The following is a 21,258-nucleotide window of genomic DNA, read 5'->3' as shown; positions in this document are numbered from 1 at the left end:
ATTTTTGGACGAAACTGGCGTTCTACTTGGGTTAACGAGGACTCATGCTCGTTCACAAATGGGAACAAGAGCTTACTCTATTAACCCCTTTTATAGAGGTTCAAAAGTTACAGTAATTGGAGCAATTAGTATTAATAAAGTAGTTGCATTAATGACAATGAATGATTCAATGGATAGCAGAGCATTTGAATTATTTGTTGAGAATTTTTTAGTGCCAAATTTATGGTCAGGAGCAGTAGTAGTAATGGATAATTTATCCGCACATAAACTAGATTCAATTGTGCCAATGATTGAAGATGTAGGCGCGAAAGTTATTTGTTTATCCTCATACTCTCCCGATTTTAATCCAATTGAATTATGGTGGTCACAACTTAAATCTTTTCTACGCCGTTTCGCTCCAACTACAACAGAAATGGTTGATAAACTAATCTCAGTTGCACTCGATTTAATAAATCCTCAACATTTAAGAAACTGGTTTGCTAGTTGCTGCTACTGTACCTCATAATAGCCGGAAACGCTGTAAAGACTGAGACTGCGCCTGAATTAAGCAATTTCTCAATTTTTCAGCTAACACTTGTACATGAGGTTCTTTAAGTATGTCAAGGTGAGATCCGGGAATGTAATGGATATCTAATCCTCCAACTACTAGCTCGTCCCAGCCAAATCGAGGAGCGTATTCTATGCCTATAGCTTCGTCCCGATTTTTATCCTCTGTCCGCAAAAGAATAGCTCGACCAAGGTAAGGTGAAAAAATATAGTCATTGAGGGCTTGAGTGTTAGTATCTATAACCTTTAAATGCTTATCAGTTTCAGGTACATGAAGTACGTTTTCCAAGTAACGGTTATATGTATTTTGTAATTCTTGCTTACGCCAATAACTCCATCTCACAACCTTTTGCCAAAGGTAGTTAGGCCCTTGTTGAACAATATTATTTAAATGCAAAAAAACTCGCTTGAGAACTGGCGACTGCCAGCTATAACCTGGACGACAACTATCAAGCATAACTAAAATGCCAATTTGTTCGCCTTGCTTTTGGAGTTGCCGAGCCATCTCGAAGGCAACTGTACCCCCAAAGGAATAACCTCCGAGAAAATAAGGGCCATGAGGTTGAAGGGTTTGAATTTCTTGAATGTAGTGCGCTGCCATATCTTCAATGCGGGTATGAAGAGGGTATTTTTCATCTAGCCCTCGTGGTTGTAATCCGTAAAATGGTTGTTCTGTCCCCAGATGCAATGCCAATTCACGGAAACATAAAACTTCTCCACCCAATCCGTGAATACAGAAGAAAGGTGGCTTGGAGCCGTTGGGCTGAATTTCTACCAAGGATGACCAGCTAGATTTTGACTGATTTGAGGTATTTACTAAAACTGAGTTTGTTGTTAAATCTTCTGCTTGAGAGATTATTTTGGCTAGAGCTTCTACAGTCCCCGACTGGAAAAGAATGGCAAGCGGCAGGTTTTTATTAAATGTCTTTTCAATTTGCCAAAACAGTTTTACTGCTAGGATAGAATGTCCTCCTAGCTCGAAGAAGTTATCCCTAACACCAATCGGCTGGACACCTAAAATTTGTTCCCAAATCTGGGTTAATTGACGTTCCACTTCATTGCGGGGAGCAACAAAGGTATCTTCTGGCTCTTGCCTCGATAAGTCTGGTGCTGGTAGGGCGCGGCGGTCTACCTTGCCGTTGGGGGTTAAGGGCATGGTGTCCAGCACGACAAAAGCCGAAGGTATCATGTACTGTGGCAATTTTGTCGAGAGGAAACCCCGGATATCAGTAATCGCAATTGCTGAGTCTTGATTAGGTATAATGTAAGCCACCAAACGTCGATCGCCGGGAACGTCTTCACGAGCAATCACTACAGTCTGGAGTACATCTGGGTGTTGGGCTAACACCGTTTCAATTTCCCCTGGTTCAATGCGTATCCCCCGGATCTTGACTTGATGATCTTGGCGACCGAGAATTTCTAGAGAGCCATCTGGACGATAGCATCCGCGATCGCCTGTATAATAAAGCCAATCCTGGCGATCGTTCCGAAAAGGGTTCTTGACAAACCGAGAATGGTTTTCTTGCTGGGCATTGATATAGCCCAAACTGCGGAATGGAGTTCGGATTACAATCTCGCCCGGTTCACCGATACCGCATGGTTGTTGATTTGATGTGAAAACCAGTGCTTGAGTTTGAGGCAGCGGTAATCCTACTGGCTGTACACCAGGGCTACAGTCAACAGGTACTTGGTAATAACATTTCGCCAAGGTTGTCTCTGTTGGGCCGTAGAGATTAACTATTTCACCAGATTCGGGAAAAGTATCCCGCCACCGAAGTACAAGAGTTTCTTTCAGAGGTTCTCCAGCCAAGAATAACCAGCGTAAGTTACGTAAAGAGACTCCTGACGGTACATTCGCTAACCATAATTGCGCCAGCGAAGGAACGGTATGAAGTACAGAAATTTGCTCATTTTCCAAATAACGTAGAATTCTAGTCGGTTCTAAGTTATCCTCTTCTTCTGGCAAGCATAGAGTTGCACCACTAGTTAAAGGTAAAAAGATATCTCTAAGAACGACATCAAAAGAAAGACCAGTTAATTGGGCAATGCGGTCTTGCTGATTAATTTCAAAGGTCTGTCGCTGCCAGTTCAGAAAATGTGCCAACCCTTTATGACACCCCAGCACACCTTTCGGTACACCAGTAGTGCCGGAAGTAAAGAAAATATAAGCTGCATCGTCGGCAGCGATTTCAGGTAGATTTACTGCTTCAATGCTCTTTTTGGATAAATTTATGGCTTCTCCTGTGTCTGGGTTGACACAAATGCTAGTTAAAGACTCCCCTATCTTTTCGTCTTCTGGACGCTGACCATCAATATATAATATGTATTTAGCTTTAGCTTCTTGTAACATCAGCCGCTGGCGTTGGCTGGGAAGTTTGGGATCGAGGGTGAGTAACACACCGCCACTCAAGAGTACGCCCAGCATACTGGCAATTAGCCCAAAGCTGCGTGCCCCAAACACGGCTACGACATCTCCCCGCTCTACTCCGTGAGATAACAAAATCTGTGCTAAGGTTTGAGCGATTTTGCCCAATTCCCCATAATTCCAAGTACGAAATCCTTGACGAAGTGATAAATGTTCTGGGGTACGATTTACCCAAGAGGTAAACATTGTTGTCGTCAACTCATACCGTGGTTCTGGCAAAACCTTCCTTGGTTCTGGCAGCAAAAGTTGCGCTTTTGGTGTCACCAGAGAATATAAACTAATTTTCCTCTCTGGAGCAGCAACAATTTGATTCAGCAAGTGATGGAATTGATCGAGCATTTCCATCATCCGCTCTGAAGTAAACAGATCGGTGTTGTAGACTAAATCAAGTTGGATTCCTTGATTTTGTTCTGTAACATAAAGGGTTAAGTCGAACTTAGAAGCTGTTTCTAGGATCGAGACTGGTTCGATAGCCACTCCAGGTAGTTCCAGTTGGATGTCCCTTAAGTTGAGCATATTAAACCACACTTGAAATAGTGGGTTGCGACTGGTATCTCGCTCTGGTTGCAGTTCTTCTACCAGTTTCTCAAAGGGCATATCTTGATGGGCATAAGCAGCTAATGCCATCTGGCGAACTCGATTTAACACTGAACGAAAACTGGGGTTCTCGGCAAAATCAGTCCGTAAAACAACGGTGTTAATAAAAAATCCAATTAACCCTTCAATCTCAGAACGGTTACGTCCCGCAATGGGAGAACCGATAAGAATGTCTTCTTGCCCAGTGTAGCGGTGCAGTATTGTCCCAAAGGCTGCCAGCAATGTCATGAATAGAGTGACACCCTCCTGATGCGAGAGTTCTGTGAGTGATGCACTCAAAGTCTGCGGTAGCATCAAAGATTGGGCTGCTCCTTGGTAAGTTTGCACTGGTGGCCGTGGTCGGTCGGTGGGCAATTCCAGTACAGTATTAGCACCTGCTAATTGGGTTTTCCAATAGTTAATTTGGCTGGAAAGTACTTCACCTGATAGCCATTGGTGCTGCCACACAGCAAAATCCGCATACTGAATGGGCAATTTTGCCAAGGGAGAAGGCTTACTGTTCAAAAAATCTTCATAAAGCGCTATTAACTGCTGCCAAAGAATACCGATTGACCAACCATCTGAAGCGATGTGGTGCATCATTAACAAGAGTATATGCTCCTGTTCGTCTACTTGGAGCAAAGTAGCTCGCAACATCAAGTCAGATTCTAAGTTAAAGGGGCGTTGCACTTCTTGATGTAGGAGAAATTCTACTGGTTCCTTTGTTACCTTAATGATTTTAAGTTCTACTGTCCGAGGCGTGCCAATTACTTGTATGGGGCTACCATCAGGTGATGTAATAAAGTTGGTTCGCAATGCCTCATGATGGACAACGATCGCATCTAATGACTGTTGCAATACACCCACGTTTAACTTACCCGTTAAGCGCTGTGCATTGGAGACAATATACGCTGTGCTGTTGGGTTCCAACTGCTCCAAAAACCAGACTCGCTGTTGGGCAAAGGATAAAGGGGCTGATCCCCGATTGGCTATTTGAGGAATAGTCTGATTTTGGGGATCGTTTTCTGGAGTTTGGTTTTGGGCGTTCCCGCTTCGGGTTGCCGTAGGCATCGCTTGAGCTAAAGTAGCGATCGTGGGATTCTCAAATAAGAGTTGGAACGATATTTCTATTTGAAAAGCTTGGCGAACCCTAGACATCACTTGAGTGGCCAGCAGTGAATGCCCTCCCAATTCAAAAAAATTGTCGTGGATGCCTACTTGTTCGAGACGCAAAACTTTTGCCCAAATGCCAGCTAAAACTTCTTCTATCGAATTCTGAGGTGGAACAAAGTTAGTTGACAGCCCAATATCAGATGTATCCGGTGCAGGTAAGGCGCGACGGTCTATTTTACCGTTGGGATTTAATGGTAGAGTGTCCAAAAATACAAAGAAACTAGGCACCATGTATTCAGGCAACCGAGTTTCCAAAAAGCGACGCAATTCAGCCTGACTAGGAATTTGCTCTGGACTGGCAACAACAATATATGCCACGAGTCGCTTGTCCCCAGGCATCTCCTCTTTGGCTATAACTAAAGTCTGCGTCAGTGCCGGATGTTGAGCTAGTATGGCTTCAATTTCTCCTAATTCAATTCGGAAGCCACGTATTTTAACTTGGTAGTCAATCCGACCAAGGAACTCAATATTACCATCGCTCAAATAACGTGCCAAGTCACCAGTTTTGTAAAGGCGTGCCCCAGGTTCAGAGCTAAAAGGGTTGAAAATAAACTTATCTGTGGTCAATTCTGGGCGGTTAAGATAGCCTCGCGCTAGACCAATACCGCCAATGTGCAATTCACCTGATTCACCAACAGGCACTGGCTGCAAATTTTCATCGAGGATGTGAATCTCTGCATTGGTAATCGGACGACCAATGGGTGCGATAGCATAGTTAGTGCCGCGCTGGCAACTCCAAAAGGTGGTATCAATGGAAGCTTCTGTCGGGCCATAACAATTATGTAGAACATTGTCCAAATCCAGTTGGGCAAAGAAGCGTTCTATAAGTTCGCCAGGTAAAGCTTCACCACCGCAGGTAATGTGTCTGATGAATCGGCAATTCTCAATTCCCTTCTCTTCTAATAAGACACGCAGTATGGAAGGTACTAAAGCCAGAACTGTGATTTGCTGCTCAGTAATCACCTTCACAAGGTAGGCTGTATCTTGATGTCCACCAGGGCGAGCTATGAACAATTGACCCCCAAAGCACAATGGCCAGAATATCTGCCACACTGAGGGGTCAAAGCTAAAAGAAATAGTTAGTAAAACTTTGTCTGCGTGAGTTAATCCAAAAGTTGTTTGCTTCCAGTGGAGTTGATTGCAGATACCACGGTGAGGGATCATTACACCCTTGGGCTGTCCTGTAGAGCCAGATGTATAGATTACGTAGATGAGGTTATCAGTCGTAGTTTGATTTACAGGATTTTCTTGACTATTTTGAATATTCCCTTGCCAGTCTAAGTCCAGACAAACCACCTGCGCCTGATGCGGTGGTAAGTTCTTGACCAATTTTTCTTGGGTTAACAATACTGGTGTTTGGGTGTCTTCCAAGATAAAAGCTAAACGTTCTGACGGATATGCCGGATCTAAAGGCACATAAGCGCCTCCAGCTTTGAGAATGCCCAGTAGTCCTACAATCATCTCTAAGGAGCGCTCTAGGCATATACCTACAAGTACTTCCGGCCCAACGCCTAAAGCACGTAGGTGGTGCGCTAGTTGATTTGCCCGCTGGTTTAACTGTTGATAAGTAAGTTGTGTATTTTCACATACTACTGCAATTGCTTGGGGCGATCGCTCCACTTGCATCTCAAACATTTGATGAATGCACAGATCCTGATGATGAACTACTTGGGTGTCATTCAATTCCTGTAAAACTTGAGTGCCGATGATGTTATTTAAGGTATTTAAGGTAATATTTTGCTTATATTCTGATGTTTGACTATTTATCTGCATTTTCTATATTAAGTTCCAGTGGGCATAAATAATTAAAGTTTATGAGGACGTAAATAATTAAAGTTTATGACTAAAAAAGATATGAGCAAATATAGCCCCCAATATTATATAAAAAATGAGAACAATACTATTAATAACTCTCACATAACCAACATAATAGCAATTTTGAATGATAAACACACTAGGAGCACACAGATACCTTGTGCACCCCTACTAATTGTTTGGACTCTAAGCGATTGCAAATTGCCATAACACTTACCAAACTCAAAAGTTGCTATTTAGCTTTTGATTATTACCAGTGCCTTCATTTCAGCATTGAGTAGAGGTTGATGATAATTTTTTTGGAGGTCTGGCACAGGTTTTCCATCTACAATAACTTTGTAGATTTTTGCATGGCAGTTGCTTGGTAAATTATCAATAATTCTTGTTTTAAATGCAGCAGGGCTATAAGTTCTAGCAAACCCTTCATATGCACCCCATCCAGCAAAGCTTGCAGTATTGTCAAAAATTGTGATTGCTTTGTCAAGATTGGGCTTCTGAATCCGTTTATTGTTCCAGATTTCTGCATATTCGTTAGTTAAAAATAGCGGTGCAATGACAAGTTTTCTGCCAACTTTCAATAAACGTACTGCCTCTTTAATAAACTTAATATCCAAATCATCTCGAAAATGCTCAAAAGAATGATGACAGCTAATTCCATCTAAAGATTCATCTGGGAGAGGGATCGCATCAATAGAGCCACCAATGTACTTAATTCCATCTGTGACTTTTCCGTCCAATAAAGAGTCTTGACAGTAAGCATTCAATTTGAACTCCGAAACTGCCATTAAAGCCTTTATATATTCAGCTTTTTCACCACCAGCAGCATCTAGTATTTTATCACCCTCTTTCAAATCTAACAGAGTCATTGTCGTCAGATATTCAAGTGGTTTGGAATGGATATAATCAAGCTGATTATATTTACTCAGTACATCTGAATTTATAAAATTCCTATAATCTTTTTCAGAAAAAGATAAATTGTTTATTTCTGTCTGTGCCTTTCCTATTTCCGAATCATTTGTGGCTCGTAAAATTTTATTAACTTCTAAATTGTTGAGACGCAAATCTGTCAGGAAACTCCACTTTTTACTGGTTAAAAACCTACCCAATCGATCTAATATATCTAATTTACTAGTCACCATACTTTCACCCCGTGTTTTATTGATTGAAATGAAACTCTAAATTATTACAATTGAATCCAAAAAATTAAACTTTTGTTTTAGCCAACAAACACAAACACGCAATTATAAAATTACATTATCCTATCTCAGTAAAATCTACTGAATGAAAAATAGTTTTTACAAAATCTTCATTTTCTCTCTAATTATATAAAATTAATGTAAAGTCGTAATATTATTTTTTTGAAGAATTTAGGCGAACCTTATAAAATCCAACTACGTTTGTAACATCAGTCTTCTACTCTAAACTACAGTCTCGTCGTTAAGGTTGTTGCCCTTTTAAGACTTCATTTAGAAATGTCTATGAAACTGACTCAAGTTTAACCATAAATACTTAATAATGTAAAGTTTTATTACAAATATCAAATTTTTGATGCATTTTGTTATAAGTTATGTGTAGTTTTTGTTAATCAGTAATTATGCGTAAAAAAACATCAATACAATAAGACAACTTTATATTCAAAGCTGAATCAGTCCAAATAAATATGCTAGAGTAATTTTTGAGGTGATATCAATCATTCTATACCTCGAATGAAGTAAAACTCTCCAACATATCTGCGATATCCATAATTAATTCAGCTGATGAATGTATTAGTAACCTCGAAAATTATAATATTTTTTTATTTTGCCTACTTGCTTGATTGTTAACATCAGCAGTTTTGATTAACTACTAATCTAAAGTTGACAACAAATACTTTTTTTAATTAATTTTTACAGACTAAAATTGTGATTATAAGCTGCAATCAAACCTAGGTATTTCGGTAGTAACGGCACTCAAACCGGCCCTGGAGGATGCTTTTGATAAAAAACTTAAAGTTACTCCGAAGAAAATTGTTAAGACTAGACTAAAAAGTCAAGTTTTCGTTTGTAAATAAAAATAGTCAGATACCCAAATTCTCTTGTATATCTAAGATCCTATCAAATTTTACCTAGACCAAGTGTTCCTAACTATGAGTAATCAAAGCATTACAACAAATAAATTCAGTGAAGTACCTTTGGATTTACGTGCATCGACATTTGTGACGGTACGTAAGGGTTCATGGTGGTTGAGATTAACAACATTATTCTTAGTAGACTGCACTCTTTTATTTCTAGCTTGGGTTTTAGCAGCATATCAATCTACTTATGGACATTTTCATTGGTATATACCGATTCATTATTTACCAATCTTAACAGCTATTGGGATTCAAATAGGATCGCTAGCTATAGAAGGTATTTATCGAGAAGGTCAAAAACGCTATGACTATTTCAATATTATCAAATCGCTAACTTTTGCTCATGGATTAATCCTTTTAGTTAGTTTTTTGTATAAACCAGTTGTTGATATAACACGTCCAAGATTAATATTATTGCCTTGGTTACTAAGTATATTTTTTGTTTGTACTGGTAGATACGCTGTAAATATTACTCTTGAATATCTACGCAAGCAGAAAAAAATAGTTCGTTCTTCTGTTTTCATTATTTGCGATCCTCAAGATCGCGAACAGATTGCGAGTTTTATAAAAAAAGAAAAGCATTACATTATATCTGGAACGGCGAATGCTAATTCACTAGACAGATATCAGCGTCAGCAAACATTGTCTCAGCTTAATCAACTAGGAGTGACAGAAGTTTTTATATCTTGGGATGCGCTAAAAAATAGAATGTTTTTGTGCTGGTTATTTCAAGCATCTGGGATACAAGTACATATTTTACCGATGGAATTAAAACCAATTTATAAAAACGTACAATTCAACAAAATAGGGGGAATGCCTTGTCTGAGTTTGGATTGTCCGATAATTACAGGTAAGGATTTTTGGATAAAGCGTAGTTGTGATTTTTGTTTTGCGACTTTATTTGTAATGTTATTATTCCCGGTTTATATAGCTATAGCTATAGCTATAAAACTTGACTCTCCAGGCACAGTATTCTACAGACAAACGCGTATAGGTTTACATGGTCAACAGTTTAAAGTATGGAAATTCAGAACTATGAGGTCTGATGCGGAAAAGTTACAGAAAGAATTAGAAGCTTTAAATGAAACAAAAGATGGAATTATCTTTAAAATTAAAGATGATCCTCGCATTACGCGTGTTGGAAAATTTCTCCGTCGCTACAGTTTAGACGAATTACCTCAACTTTTTAACGTTATCCTTGGAGAAATGAGTATAGTAGGACCTCGACCTTTACCCACCAGAGATGTCGAAAAGTTTTCTGAACACCATTTTATTCGGCATGAAATATTACCTGGTATTACAGGCCTTTGGCAAGTCTCAGGTCGCTCAGATATTTTAGATTTTGAACAAGTGATTCATCTAGATATTAGCTATATCGAAAATTGGTCGCTTGGGTTAGACTTTGAAATTCTCCTTAAAACAGTTATGGTGGTTTTGAAAAAAGATGGTGCTTACTAACAGAAAAAATCCATAATATGAGGGCTAGGATTAGAGAATTTGCTTTCCGTATCAATCAATAAATTTATTGCAGTGTTCAGTTTAATTTATAGCGGATTAAATTTAGATTTTTTTACATTACTGAGTAATTACTTACTTGTTTTGTTTGAGGATGCTCTTGAAGAATCTATAAAGATATATCCGACAAAAAATTGTGGTGACTCAAAATAAAAGAATTAAGCTGAATTAAGAATTATTAAGAATGGTAGAAAAGTACAAATTCATAAGTAATTCCTTCTCGATGATACTCAATCGGTTAGCACAAAGTGTTACAGCTTTTGTATTAACCGCTTCTATTGCTCGTACTCTAGGAGCTGAAGCTTTAGGGCAGTATCTACTAGCATATAGCTACTATTTTATCTTTGTGGGCATTGCTTCACAAGGGCTAAAAACATTGTTTACTAGAGAACTAGCTCGTGAGCCACAAAAAACACCAGTCTATTTAATCAGTGGTACTTGCCTACAGTTAATATTTAGTTTTTTCAGTTATGCGGCATTGGTGATTGTAGTATTTTTACTTCCCTATAGTTCCAAAACCTCGACTGTTTGTTACATAATGGGTTTAACGATCATTCCCTTTGCGCTTTCTAATATAACAGAGGCAATTTTTCAAGCGAAAGAAAAGATGCATCTGATTGCGATCGCTACAGTGCCAGTTTATATTTTACGCCTAATAATAATGATTTGGGCGATGCAACTAAAATATGGAATTGAATATTTGGGGGCGATCCTAGTTTTTTCAGAAACACTAATTTTCGTAATTGAATGGATTTTTATAGCTCGGTTAGTAACAATAAAATGGGAAATTGATAGGAGTTTTGTCCTTAATACAATTAAAAGTGCGCGCACATTTTTTGCTATTGAAGCAATAGCTGTAGTAAGTGGCAGAATTCAAATACTAATCCTTTCATTGTTAGGAAATGAATTTTTAGTAGGTTTGTTTGGCGGAATAACACAATTATTACAACCCTTTATGATTATTGCTAACAGTATAGGTTTAGCAATATTTCCAAGACTTTCAAAGGCAGTAGAGCAAGGACGGGAAAAGCAGAGGCAGATAGCTGAAAATATTATCGAAATCCTACTAATCATCGCATTGCCCTTATTTATTGGAATCTTATTATTTGGCAAGGATCTATTAGTTTTTCTCTATAATGCTAGCTTTGCTGAAGCAAATATAGCTCTTATTATAAGCGCTGCATCACTCGTTTTTTTGCCGTTTACACGCTCACTGACTTATTTACTTGTAGCCAATGGTTTCGAGATAGTGAACCTACGTGAAGTAGTTATTACCACTACATTAGGCAGCTTAGGAGGTGTGGTATTAGTTTCGCACTATAAGTTACTTGGTGCAGCTTTAATGGCATTATTAATGACTATTTCTGGTTTTAGCCAGTATATTTATTTCACCTATACTCGCCTATTTCCATTAAATTTATGGCGAATTATCCGCCGACCATTAATAATAACTATTTTAATGCTACCTATATTAATATTATTACAACAGCTTAACTTAGACTTTATATTAACTCTAATTATTGCAACTTGTGCCTATGCCTTATTTGTGATCTATTTAGGTATTCGTGCCTTTGGAGGGTTTCGTTTTTTATGGTTAAAATTATTAAAATCACAGTAATTCGTTTCCGATAAATTATTATCATTAACTCATACATAAAAATTGATGAAATAAATAATTTAGGGTGGGAGGATAATTTTAATTATGATTAAGGTTGCTTTATTACATTTTGGCTTTGAAGATTACACCATTGAATTAGCAAACAGTCTGGTTAAACATGTTGATTTAACGCTAATTCACCCGGAAAAAATATCAAATGTGTGTAGCAATGTTCTTGATTCCAGTATCCGCGTAATTAGTTTTAAAAAACCACGGATTCGCGACCCACGCAACCTATTGTCTATGTACGCGATGATGCGTATTATCAAAGACATACAGCCAGATATTTTGCACGTGCAAGAAACTAACGATCCTTGGTATGATTGGACTTTGTTACTGAACAAAATGCCGCCATTGGTGACAACTATCCACGATATATTCCGTCACCCAGGAGATAGCATGGCTGTATTCGGTTCAGAGTATACCAGGCGTATTGCCTTCTATCGTTCCCAACAATTAATTGTCCATACTCATCAACTAAAAAAGATTCTAACTGAACAATTTCGTATCCCTCAAGAGCGAGTCAATGTTTTGCCACATGGGGAACTTGGTAGTTTGTATCAGCGTCGGGGTAAGCAGAATAGTCAGACTCGTGAGCCAAATACATTACTATTTTTTGGACGCATCTGGCCCTACAAAGGATTGAAATATTTACTTCAGGCTATGCCTTTAATTGCTGAACGGATACCTGAAGTCAAGCTGATTATCGCTGGAAGGGGAGAAAACATCAAACAATATTTCCCTAATGGTTATGATGAGAAACGCTACGAAATTATCAATGACTTTATCCCCCTTGAAGAAGTAAGTAATCTATTTCAACGCAGTACAGTGACAGTTCTACCATACATAGAAGCCTCTCAAAGTGGTGTAGCAGCCTTATCTTATGGGATGGGAACACTGGTTGTAGCCTCTGAAGTAGGGGGATTAAGTGAGATAATTCAGCATAAAAAAGATGGGTTGTTAGTTCCACCTTGTGATGTCCAATCTTTAGCAGATGCCATTATTTATTTGTTAAGCGATCGCGATTTACAAAAACGTATGCAAACTGCGGCAGTATCTCGTTGTCAAGAAGATTTAAATTGGTCAAATATTGCCGCTAAAACAGCTCAAGTTTATTATAAAGAATTGAATATGCAAAATAAATATTAGTTAAACTATTATGAGGAAAATACTAATTTTTGCTGAACAGGGATTTACAATTGCGAGCTTACTGATGTATTCAGGGGCAATCTTTGTTCTTCTACTGTCAGGAGGAGCAGGACAGAACGATTTAGTAGAATATGATAGCTCTGTGATACGGATTATTTATTCTTTAATCTACGCAGTGACCGTAGTACTACTAGTTTTGCGTTGGAAGAAAACTCTTTATTTACTTAGTAAAAGCTTTTTGCTTTATTCTTTAATTTTATTGGCAGCTGTTTCTATTATTTGGTCTTTTGAACCATCAACAACATTAAAAAATAGTTTTGCCCTCATTAATTCCAGTTTATTTGGACTATATTTTGCTTCGCGATATAGCTTAAAACAGCAGTTACATTTACTTGCTTGGAACTTTGCAATTATTATTATACTTAGTTGCATTTTTGCTATAGCACTGCCTAAATACGGGATACAGAGCGATTTGGGTGGCTCAAAGTGGCGTGGAGTATTCACGCACAAAAACGGTCTGGGAGCAAGAATGGTAACGAGTAGTATGACTTTTTTGATCCTGGGTTATCAAAATAAAAGACGTAATTGGCTTTTTTGGGGTGGGTTTTGTTTATCAGTAATACTTTTACTCCTTGCGTCTTCAGGTTCATCTCTAATTAATCTATTAATTCTCATATTGGCATTTTTTGCTTTTCAAATTTGGCGCTGGTCATACCAGTTCATGATACCAACCTTAATAATCATAGCTACTATCAGCCAAAGTTTATATTTTTGGTTGTCTAACGATGCTGATATCCTGTTCAGTGCAATTGGCAAAGATGCGACGCTGACGGGTCGAACAGAATTATGGCCATTAGTAATTGATATGATTTGGAAACATCCTTGGCTTGGTTATGGTTATGGTGGATTCTGGCAAGGATGGAATGGCGAATCTGCCTATGTTTGGCTTGCCGCTGGATGGACGCCAAGTCATCCCCACAATGGCTATCTGGCTCTTTGCCTAGATTTGGGTCTTTTAGGGTTAGGAGTATTCTTTTTAGGATTTTGGCGCAGTTATCTGCAAGGATTTGCTTGGGTACGTAGTAGCAAAACAGCATTCGATATTTGGCCACTTATACACATGACATTTATAGTCTTATCTAGCCTCACTGAGTCTAATTTGATGGAATCAAACAGTTTGACTTGGATTCTCTATGTGGCGGCATCTCTCTCAGTCAGAATGTAAGAATGTAAAAATGTAAAAATCAGATGATTAATCAACATAACTGTAGCCAGCTAGTAACCGCAAATCTGACAGCTATTGTGATGTAGACATACATATTTATTCTCTAACCCAGTTTCGCCAAGGATGACTATAGGTTACATAAATAAGGTATATTTTAGACTTGACAAATGAGTGTTTTACTAAAGTAACGTTTCACATTTCCCCTGCCTATCACCCATAAATTATGGGTTTTGACCATTTTACCGAGTGAGTGAATAATTACTTGCGAAACTAATTAAAAATTGAAATTATTATGGCATCACCGAAGAAAGTACTAATTATCGTAGAAAATCTCCCAGTTCCCTTTGATAGACGGGTATGGATGGAAGCAACTACTTTGCAAAAAGCTGGGTATGAAGTTAGCGTAATTTCACCTACAGGTAATGGCTTTGAAAAAGATTACGAAATTATTGAGCAGATTCACATTTACCGTCATCCTCTACCACCGGAAGAAAGTTCTGTCATTGGCTATCTCCGAGAATACAGCTGGGCGGTTAACTGGCAATTTCGTCTAGCTCAAAGGGTATGGCGAGAGCGTGGTTTTGATATCATACATATTTGTAATCCGCCCGATTTACTTTTCTTGGTAGCAGCATGGTTTAAATTATTTCATGGTATATCTATTATCTTCGATCATCATGACCTCAGTCCGGAAATGTATGAAGCTAAGTATCGGCGGCGCGATATTTTTTATCATGGATTACGCTGGGCTGAACGCTTGACTTATGCCACAGCAGACATGGTAATTTCAACGAACGAGTCACACCGAGAGGTAGCTCTTAACCGTGGGCACAAGAAAGCAGAGAAAGTATTTGTAGTTCGTAGTGCGCCGGATCTTTCGCGCTTTCGCCGAATGCCTCCAAACCCCAATTACCGTAGAGGTAGAAACTATTTGATAGGTTACATGGGTGTCATGGGAGAACCAGAGGGTATTGATTATCTCCTGAGAATGGTATATTACATTGTCCACAAAAAAAATCGCTCTGATATTCACTTTATGCTAATTGGTAGTGGACCTATGGCAGAAAAGCTCAAGGACTTATCTAAAGAATTAGAAGTGAATGAGTTTGTAGAATTTACAGGGTTTAAGCAAGGTGAAGAACTTTTAGAGCGACTTTCCAGCTGCGACGTGTGTGTAGAACCTTCTCCAACATCTGCTTATAACGAAAACTGCACTATGAATAAAATCCTTGAATACATGGCAATGGGAAAAGCAATTGTCCAGTTTGATTTGCGAGAGGGAAGACGTTCTGCACAAGAAGCATCTCTTTATGCCAAGCCTAACGATGAGGTAGAATTTGCCGACAAAATTTTGGAACTTCTAGATTCTCCTGAACGCAGACAAAAGATCGGAGCTGAGGGGAGACGCAGAATGGAGGAGATTCTTGAATGGCAATATCAAGCTCCAAAACTGTTAGATGCTTACGAGAAAGTTTGGCAAAGTAGGTAGCTACTTTAAGTTTCAGAATTACTATATTAAGTAAGTGAGTTGAGTAATGAGTAGATGTTTATGGTCAAAAATTACAACCTGACTAAAGGTCGAGTTTTTTACCTGACTTTGAAATTTTGGCTTTGGCTAAGATAGTTGATCTCACTAAGGAATATAGCCGTAATAATATCCAAGTAAAAAATCAAATCTTTGATAATCCAGAAAGAAATTTGAATGAATATTAATGGTTGATGGCTAATGCAAAAACTTTTAATTGAACGTCCTGTTACTAAAGGGTTGATTTATAGGATGGCAGTTATAGTTAGGAGGTAGTTGACTCACCTAAAATCCCCAAATTAACAAAGGTTTTGCTCAATAAAGGTAAACACACCACCGTCACAAATTTGTACTCATGGGGACTAAATTTTTAACTTAAATATATACTACAACACAGTTCAGTTAAGCACTTCTTGCGTCTTTGACGGTTCGTTAAAAAATGATTTTGATATAGAGTTAAGCTTTAACTGAACCGTATTGGTCTATACTATATTTTATATTGTAAAATTATACATAATCAGTATTGTAAATTGCGCTGGTTTGTGACTGTTATAAGTCAATTTTGAGTTTCTTGCTTAAGACCTGTACTTTGGAAGATTTATGTCAGAAAAATCTATGGAATCTAGAGAATCTATTGATTTAGACCTTAATCGTTACTTGTTGATATTGAAACGGTGGTGGGTGCCTGCTTTCAGTATATTTGTGGCGACAGTTATTCTGAGTGCTATATCTACAAAATTTCTGAAGCCAGACTATGAAGCAGAAGGAAAACTGTTATTCAGAGTTCCCAGTTTTAAAGTAGCAGGCAATAATCTTTCCCCTGGTACCTCTGAAGGAGGAGACTCAGGAGATTTGAAACCATTGGTAGCAACTCAAAATCCCATAAGCAGTCAGATAGAAGTTATTTCTTCCCCAGCTTTGTTGCAACGGACAATAGACAAACTACAACTCAAAGACAAGGAAGGCGAACCTCTGGAGGTGAAAGCACTACAAAAAGCCCTGAACCTAAAAATTGTTGGTGGGACAGATGTATTGCGTATTAGTTATAGCAGTCACGATCCTGAAGAAGCAGCGGCAGTAGTCAACACGGTTATGAGGTTTTATTTAGAAAATGATATTCTGACAAATCGCTCTGAGGCAGGAGCGACTCGTCAGTTTATGGCCAAGCAACTTCCTACGACTCAAGCTGCTGTTAATAATGCAGAAGTAGCGCTACGTATATTTAAACAAAAGCATCAGATTGCAGATTTATCCGAGGAGACAAGATCGGCTGTTGCGACTATTGGAAATCTAGACAATGAGATGAATACTGTCAAGGCTCAACTGGATGAGGTAAATGCCCAAACCAATGAACTGCGGCAGAAAGTAGAGCTAAATTCTCAGGAAGCGATCGCTGTGAGTGCCCTCAGTCAGTCACCAGCAGTACAAGGAATTCTTACACAACTCCAAGAGACCGATCGGCAGCTAGCGGTTGAGCGCAGCCGTTTTCTAGATGACAACCCTATAATTATTAACCTAGAAGCAAAAAAAGCTAATTTAAAATCTCTCCTGCAACAGCAAGTTGGTCAGACTGTTGGCAATCAAACACAAGTTCCCACAAGCCTATTGCAGATTGGAGAACTCAGACAAAGCCTGATACAAAACTTTCTGCAATCAGAAATACAACGTTTTGGCTTAACTCAAAGACTCTCCTCTCTATATAATTCTCGTGTCAGTTACGAACAGCGGGTGAAACTTATACCCCAGCTAGCACAAAACCAGCGGGAGTTGGAACGGAAAGTTGAAGTTGCAGAATCGACCTATCAAACTCTATTGAAAAAGGTTCAAGAATTACAGTTAGTTGAAAATACAAATACCCCTAGTTCCCGAATTATTGCTCAGGCTTTAGTGCCCAAAGATCCTACATTAGGCAAAAAAATAATTGTCTTGGTGCTAGGAGTCATGTTCGGTTTATTTTTTGCCACCACAACTATACTCTTTCTCGCTATGAGAGATAGATCTCTAAAAACACTTAAAGAAATTAGAGATGTATTTGGATATACTCTGCTAGGAATTGTTCCTTTATCTGTTAAAAAGCTTCGTTCCCGTGATTCAAATGCAGAATCAACATCTCAAATAGTTGCCGTCAGGGATACTCCCCACTCTTTAACGAGTGAAATGTATCGGATGATTCAAGCAAATCTGAAATTCTTAAGTTCAGATAATTTGCTCAAAACCATTGTGATAACTAGTGCAATTCCTAAAGAAGGCAAGTCTACAGTTTCAGCAAATTTGGCAGCAGCGATCGCTCAACTAGGACGTAAAGTTTTACTAATTGATGCAGATATGCGAGTTCCTTCTCAGCATCATCTCTGGCAACTAACCAATGAAGTTGGTTTGAGTGAGGTTCTTGTAGGCCAAGCTGAATTTGAAATTGCCGTATCTCAGGTAATGGACAATCTTGATGTTTTAACTGCTGGAGTTAGACCTCCCAACCCACTTGCTTTGCTTGACTCAAAACGGATGGCATCACTCATTGATAATTTCTCATCTCAGTACAAGTATGACTTTGTAATTATTGATGCCCCTCCACTGCTTTTGGCAGCCGATGCTTTGACTTTAAGCCAAATGACTGATGGTATTTTGTTAGTAGCTCGACCCGGAGTAATTGATTCCAACAGTGCTAATGCTGCTCAAGAGATATTAGAGAGATCCAGTTACAACGTTCTAGGTTTAGTAGTCAATGGAGTCATTGATAAAAATGAATCTAGTAGTTATCGATATCATTCTCACGAATATTTTAAACCAAGAGAGTTGACAAAAGAGCTTAAGGGACTGGCGAAGAAATAAAGCTTCTAAAAAATTATTTTAGGAGCTACATCAAGTCCGGATAAATATTTATTAATAAAGACTGACGCAAAGATGTAAGAAGTTTGAAATAATAAGTAATTAACCGGACTCTAATTATATAGAGATCCTAGATAGAATAAGATATATCTTTACCAGTATAAGAAAAGCTATATTAGGAGCTATAGATAATTTTCTGGATGATAGTCCGATTTATTCAGGTATTGCCACTCTAATTTAATTGGGTTTATTAGGGTTTTTGCTCGCCTCGAAAGTACCTCCATGCACAAAACAAAACCCTAATTCATCCAAATACTTCAGGTCTATTTCTCTAGTAGCCGTACATAATCCCCGCATTTGTATTCTGCTTTGCTTGTTTCTGCGATCGGACTATAGCGTTTTGTTTTCGTTTGTAGCTCTTCCTCGTCCGTTTCCAATTGGGTTGTAGACAAAAAATCTGTATAAATAAGAACTTTTCCATACAACCCAATGCCATACTTTTAACTACTACCGATTTTCAATTGCTCCTCTATCGGTTGCAGAACCGGACACACGAGGATTGCCTAGAAAATCGGTTTTCAAACTACTCCACTTTAAACCACTATTAATTGCCGGACTTGTTGATTTCAATCTAAAGTCACGACCTGAGGCATTAACAAACTGTGGATCTGCAATCATATCGTTAGATCCTGTAATCTTGATCGTCGAATTACTGGGATAAACATTGTAGTTATAATTGACGTTGACATTTTTCATATTGCTATTTGCAGCATTACCAGGGGAAGGATACATAATGTTATTGAAAATTTTGACATCAGACGAATAACCCGCATAAATTTCGCCCTTTCCCTTTTTTTTAACTTCTGGACTTTGCTGATTAAAATATGCCGTGTTGTTGATAATATCGATATGCTGACTATCATGGGAATGAATACCTGAACCGCCATTATTGTAGGTGAGATTGTTCGCAACTAAAATCCGTCCTCTATATCCTTTTGAAACATCAACAATAATGCCATTACCATCTGATATCGTTCCTGAACCAATCCAAGGAACGTACATTCGATTGTTGTAGCTCCTGTTATTGGTTACAAATATCTTGTATCCCTGTTTGTTGTCAGAACTCCAATTATTAAGCATGGAAATGCCACTGCAACCATAAACTGTGTACCAAGCGTTATTGAAAACAGTGTTATTATCCACTTTCACATAATCAGCTTGGATTGCTGAGATACCTGCTCCTCCACAATCATGCACTTTGTTGTTCAGAATATTTATGTGATGAGAACGGCCTTTGTTTCCTCCTTCAATGCTTATGCAACTTCCGTTAGTAAGCGGATTTGATCTGTTATATTTCTGACTTAACGCATAATCACGGGTGATATTAGCATTGTTCCCTACAACCTCTAGCCCGTTAATCTCGATATATGAAGCTCCATTTGAAATCGAGATACCATTCCATGTATTGTGCTGAATTTTTGGATAATGCCCAGAATATGCTTTATATTTAATCCATGCATTTGCAGTTCCAGAACGTCTAATACCTAGTACAGCACCGTTTTTGGGCCCATTCTTGTATTGCCCGTTCATAATAAGTACCGTGTCGCCAGGATTAGTAAGGTTTGCTGCCCTTTGAAGTGTCCTAAAAGCGGATGAGGTAGAGAGTCCGCTATTTCTGTCGTTTCCGTTACCACTAACATAGTATGTTGTCGCAGTTGAAATACCACTGATCAGCTTGCGGTTAGGTAGTGGTATTTCCTTAATAGTGGATGGTTGAGGAACATCTTTAAATAAAGACTCTGTTATTCTCTGTCCTTGAACCAGACCTGTTAATGCCCAGGGAAGTACAAGAGATGCGCTCAAACTGAGAAAACCGAAACCATGAATCATCATAGGGAAAAAATAGGGTATGTTGCAAAAACTCAATCGTTAACGGTTAGTAACTCTAGCCTTAGTTAATAACCTAGTATTGGATACGGTCGTATCACTGCCACTTGTAAGTTTATACACGGTTTTATAAGTTTAAACCTGCGCATTTTTGCGTAAATATGGCTGAACCACCTTTTGAGCTTGTGTTCCAAAAAATTGCAAACATCTGATAATATCACTGAATAAAAAATATCAGTATCCAGAGTCACCCTATTCATGAACACCAAGCAACCGTACAAATGGCGTCATTTCCAATTCGACATCATTCTACTGTGTATACGCGGTATCTGTGGTTAAAATAGTATATCTGTCATCAATTGGTTAATTTACTTAAATAATTCTTATGATAATAAGAATCACTAAATAACTAAAAAGCAGTTATTGACTAGTATTTACAGAATCTGCTTTCTAAAATATTCTCATTATCATAAGAAATCCGAGTACCTACAATAAAGATTTCAAAAGTCTATCAATGCACATTATGAAGTTACAGTGAGAATTTTAAAGTTTATAGTATTTCTCTACGAGTAATATTACTTAAAATTATTATAAGGACGGATATATAAAAGTAGTCAGATAGCTTAGAACATTGGCAAATCACAAGAGAGCGATGAAGAGGGTGTAGGGTATAGGAACTCCATAATTAAAATTAGGGGTTTCAAACATGGAGGCTGATTTTTATCGCACTATGTGTCTCAAAAATAGAGATACATTTCTTTTTCCGTATTTAAAAATAGGGGCTTGTATCTGTTGGGTGTGGGAGAACGTTCTTTCCCTACACCCTTTT

General features: G+C 38.3%; 10 protein-coding genes. 7 read left to right on the top strand and 3 right to left on the bottom strand.

The window, feature by feature from the left end; genetic code table 11:
- Positions 1 to 4: 4 nt before the first annotated feature.
- On the top strand, positions 5 to 505 hold the full coding sequence (locus tag V7K84_RS20240; RefSeq protein ID WP_334840620.1) for a transposase: 501 nt from the start codon (positions 5 to 7) through the stop codon (positions 503 to 505).
- On the opposite strand, the gene V7K84_RS20235 is transcribed toward V7K84_RS20240, so the two are convergent.
- On the bottom strand, positions 500 to 6,493 hold the full coding sequence (locus V7K84_RS20235) for an amino acid adenylation domain-containing protein (RefSeq protein WP_334840619.1): 5,994 nt from the start codon (positions 6,491 to 6,493) through the stop codon (positions 500 to 502). The genes V7K84_RS20240 and V7K84_RS20235 overlap by 6 nt on opposite strands.
- A 278-nt stretch (positions 6,494 to 6,771) precedes the next feature.
- The gene (locus V7K84_RS20230; RefSeq protein WP_334840618.1) at positions 6,772 to 7,674 is read right to left on the bottom strand and encodes a methyltransferase domain-containing protein; all 903 of its coding nucleotides are present in this window, start codon (positions 7,672 to 7,674) and stop codon (positions 6,772 to 6,774) included.
- Between the two features lie 986 nt (positions 7,675 to 8,660).
- Here V7K84_RS20230 and V7K84_RS20225 point away from each other — a divergent pair.
- From V7K84_RS20225 to V7K84_RS20200, 6 genes are all read left to right on the top strand, one after another.
- On the top strand, positions 8,661 to 10,103 hold the full coding sequence (locus tag V7K84_RS20225) for a sugar transferase (RefSeq protein ID WP_334840616.1): 1,443 nt from the start codon (positions 8,661 to 8,663) through the stop codon (positions 10,101 to 10,103).
- A 241-nt stretch (positions 10,104 to 10,344) separates the two neighbouring features.
- Positions 10,345 to 11,778: an oligosaccharide flippase family protein gene (locus tag V7K84_RS20220; RefSeq protein WP_334840614.1), complete on the top strand. Its 1,434-nt coding sequence runs from the start codon at positions 10,345 to 10,347 to the stop codon at positions 11,776 to 11,778.
- A gap of 84 nt (positions 11,779 to 11,862) precedes the next feature.
- Entirely contained in the window at positions 11,863 to 12,966 is a 1,104-nt protein-coding gene (locus V7K84_RS20215) for a glycosyltransferase family 4 protein (protein ID WP_334840611.1), read from the top strand.
- 10 nt (positions 12,967 to 12,976) lie between these two features.
- Positions 12,977 to 14,191, top strand: a complete 1,215-nt coding sequence (locus tag V7K84_RS20210; RefSeq protein ID WP_334840608.1) for an O-antigen ligase family protein — start codon at positions 12,977 to 12,979, stop codon at positions 14,189 to 14,191.
- Between the two features lie 292 nt (positions 14,192 to 14,483).
- The gene (locus tag V7K84_RS20205; RefSeq protein WP_334840607.1) at positions 14,484 to 15,680 is read left to right on the top strand and encodes a glycosyltransferase family 4 protein; all 1,197 of its coding nucleotides are present in this window, start codon (positions 14,484 to 14,486) and stop codon (positions 15,678 to 15,680) included.
- Positions 15,681 to 16,316: 636 nt separating this feature from the next.
- Positions 16,317 to 18,545 (top strand): GumC family protein, encoded by a 2,229-nt coding sequence (locus tag V7K84_RS20200; RefSeq protein WP_334840605.1) that lies wholly within the window; start codon positions 16,317 to 16,319, stop codon positions 18,543 to 18,545.
- Positions 18,546 to 19,049: 504 nt separating this feature from the next.
- Here V7K84_RS20200 and V7K84_RS20195 read toward each other — a convergent pair.
- Positions 19,050 to 20,435: a right-handed parallel beta-helix repeat-containing protein gene (locus V7K84_RS20195; RefSeq protein WP_334840602.1), complete on the bottom strand. Its 1,386-nt coding sequence runs from the start codon at positions 20,433 to 20,435 to the stop codon at positions 19,050 to 19,052.
- Positions 20,436 to 21,258: the final 823 nt, after the last annotated feature.

Origin of the sequence: Nostoc sp. (assembly GCF_036917315.1) — a bacterium.
GTDB lineage: Bacteria > Cyanobacteriota > Cyanobacteriia > Cyanobacteriales > Nostocaceae > Nostoc.
This window is presented reverse-complemented; position numbering and strand designations above follow the sequence as displayed.

Coding starts and splice junctions, on each gene's coding strand:
- V7K84_RS20235 (WP_334840619.1), bottom strand. CDS start 6,493: ATGCAGATAAATAGTCAAACATCAGAATATAAGCAAAATATTACCTTA.
- V7K84_RS20230 (WP_334840618.1), bottom strand. CDS start 7,674: ATGGTGACTAGTAAATTAGATATATTAGATCGATTGGGTAGGTTTTTA.
- V7K84_RS20225 (WP_334840616.1), top strand. CDS start 8,661: ATGAGTAATCAAAGCATTACAACAAATAAATTCAGTGAAGTACCTTTG.
- V7K84_RS20220 (WP_334840614.1), top strand. CDS start 10,345: ATGGTAGAAAAGTACAAATTCATAAGTAATTCCTTCTCGATGATACTC.
- V7K84_RS20215 (WP_334840611.1), top strand. CDS start 11,863: ATGATTAAGGTTGCTTTATTACATTTTGGCTTTGAAGATTACACCATT.
- V7K84_RS20210 (WP_334840608.1), top strand. CDS start 12,977: ATGAGGAAAATACTAATTTTTGCTGAACAGGGATTTACAATTGCGAGC.
- V7K84_RS20205 (WP_334840607.1), top strand. CDS start 14,484: ATGGCATCACCGAAGAAAGTACTAATTATCGTAGAAAATCTCCCAGTT.
- V7K84_RS20200 (WP_334840605.1), top strand. CDS start 16,317: ATGTCAGAAAAATCTATGGAATCTAGAGAATCTATTGATTTAGACCTT.
- V7K84_RS20195 (WP_334840602.1), bottom strand. CDS start 20,435: ATGATGATTCATGGTTTCGGTTTTCTCAGTTTGAGCGCATCTCTTGTA.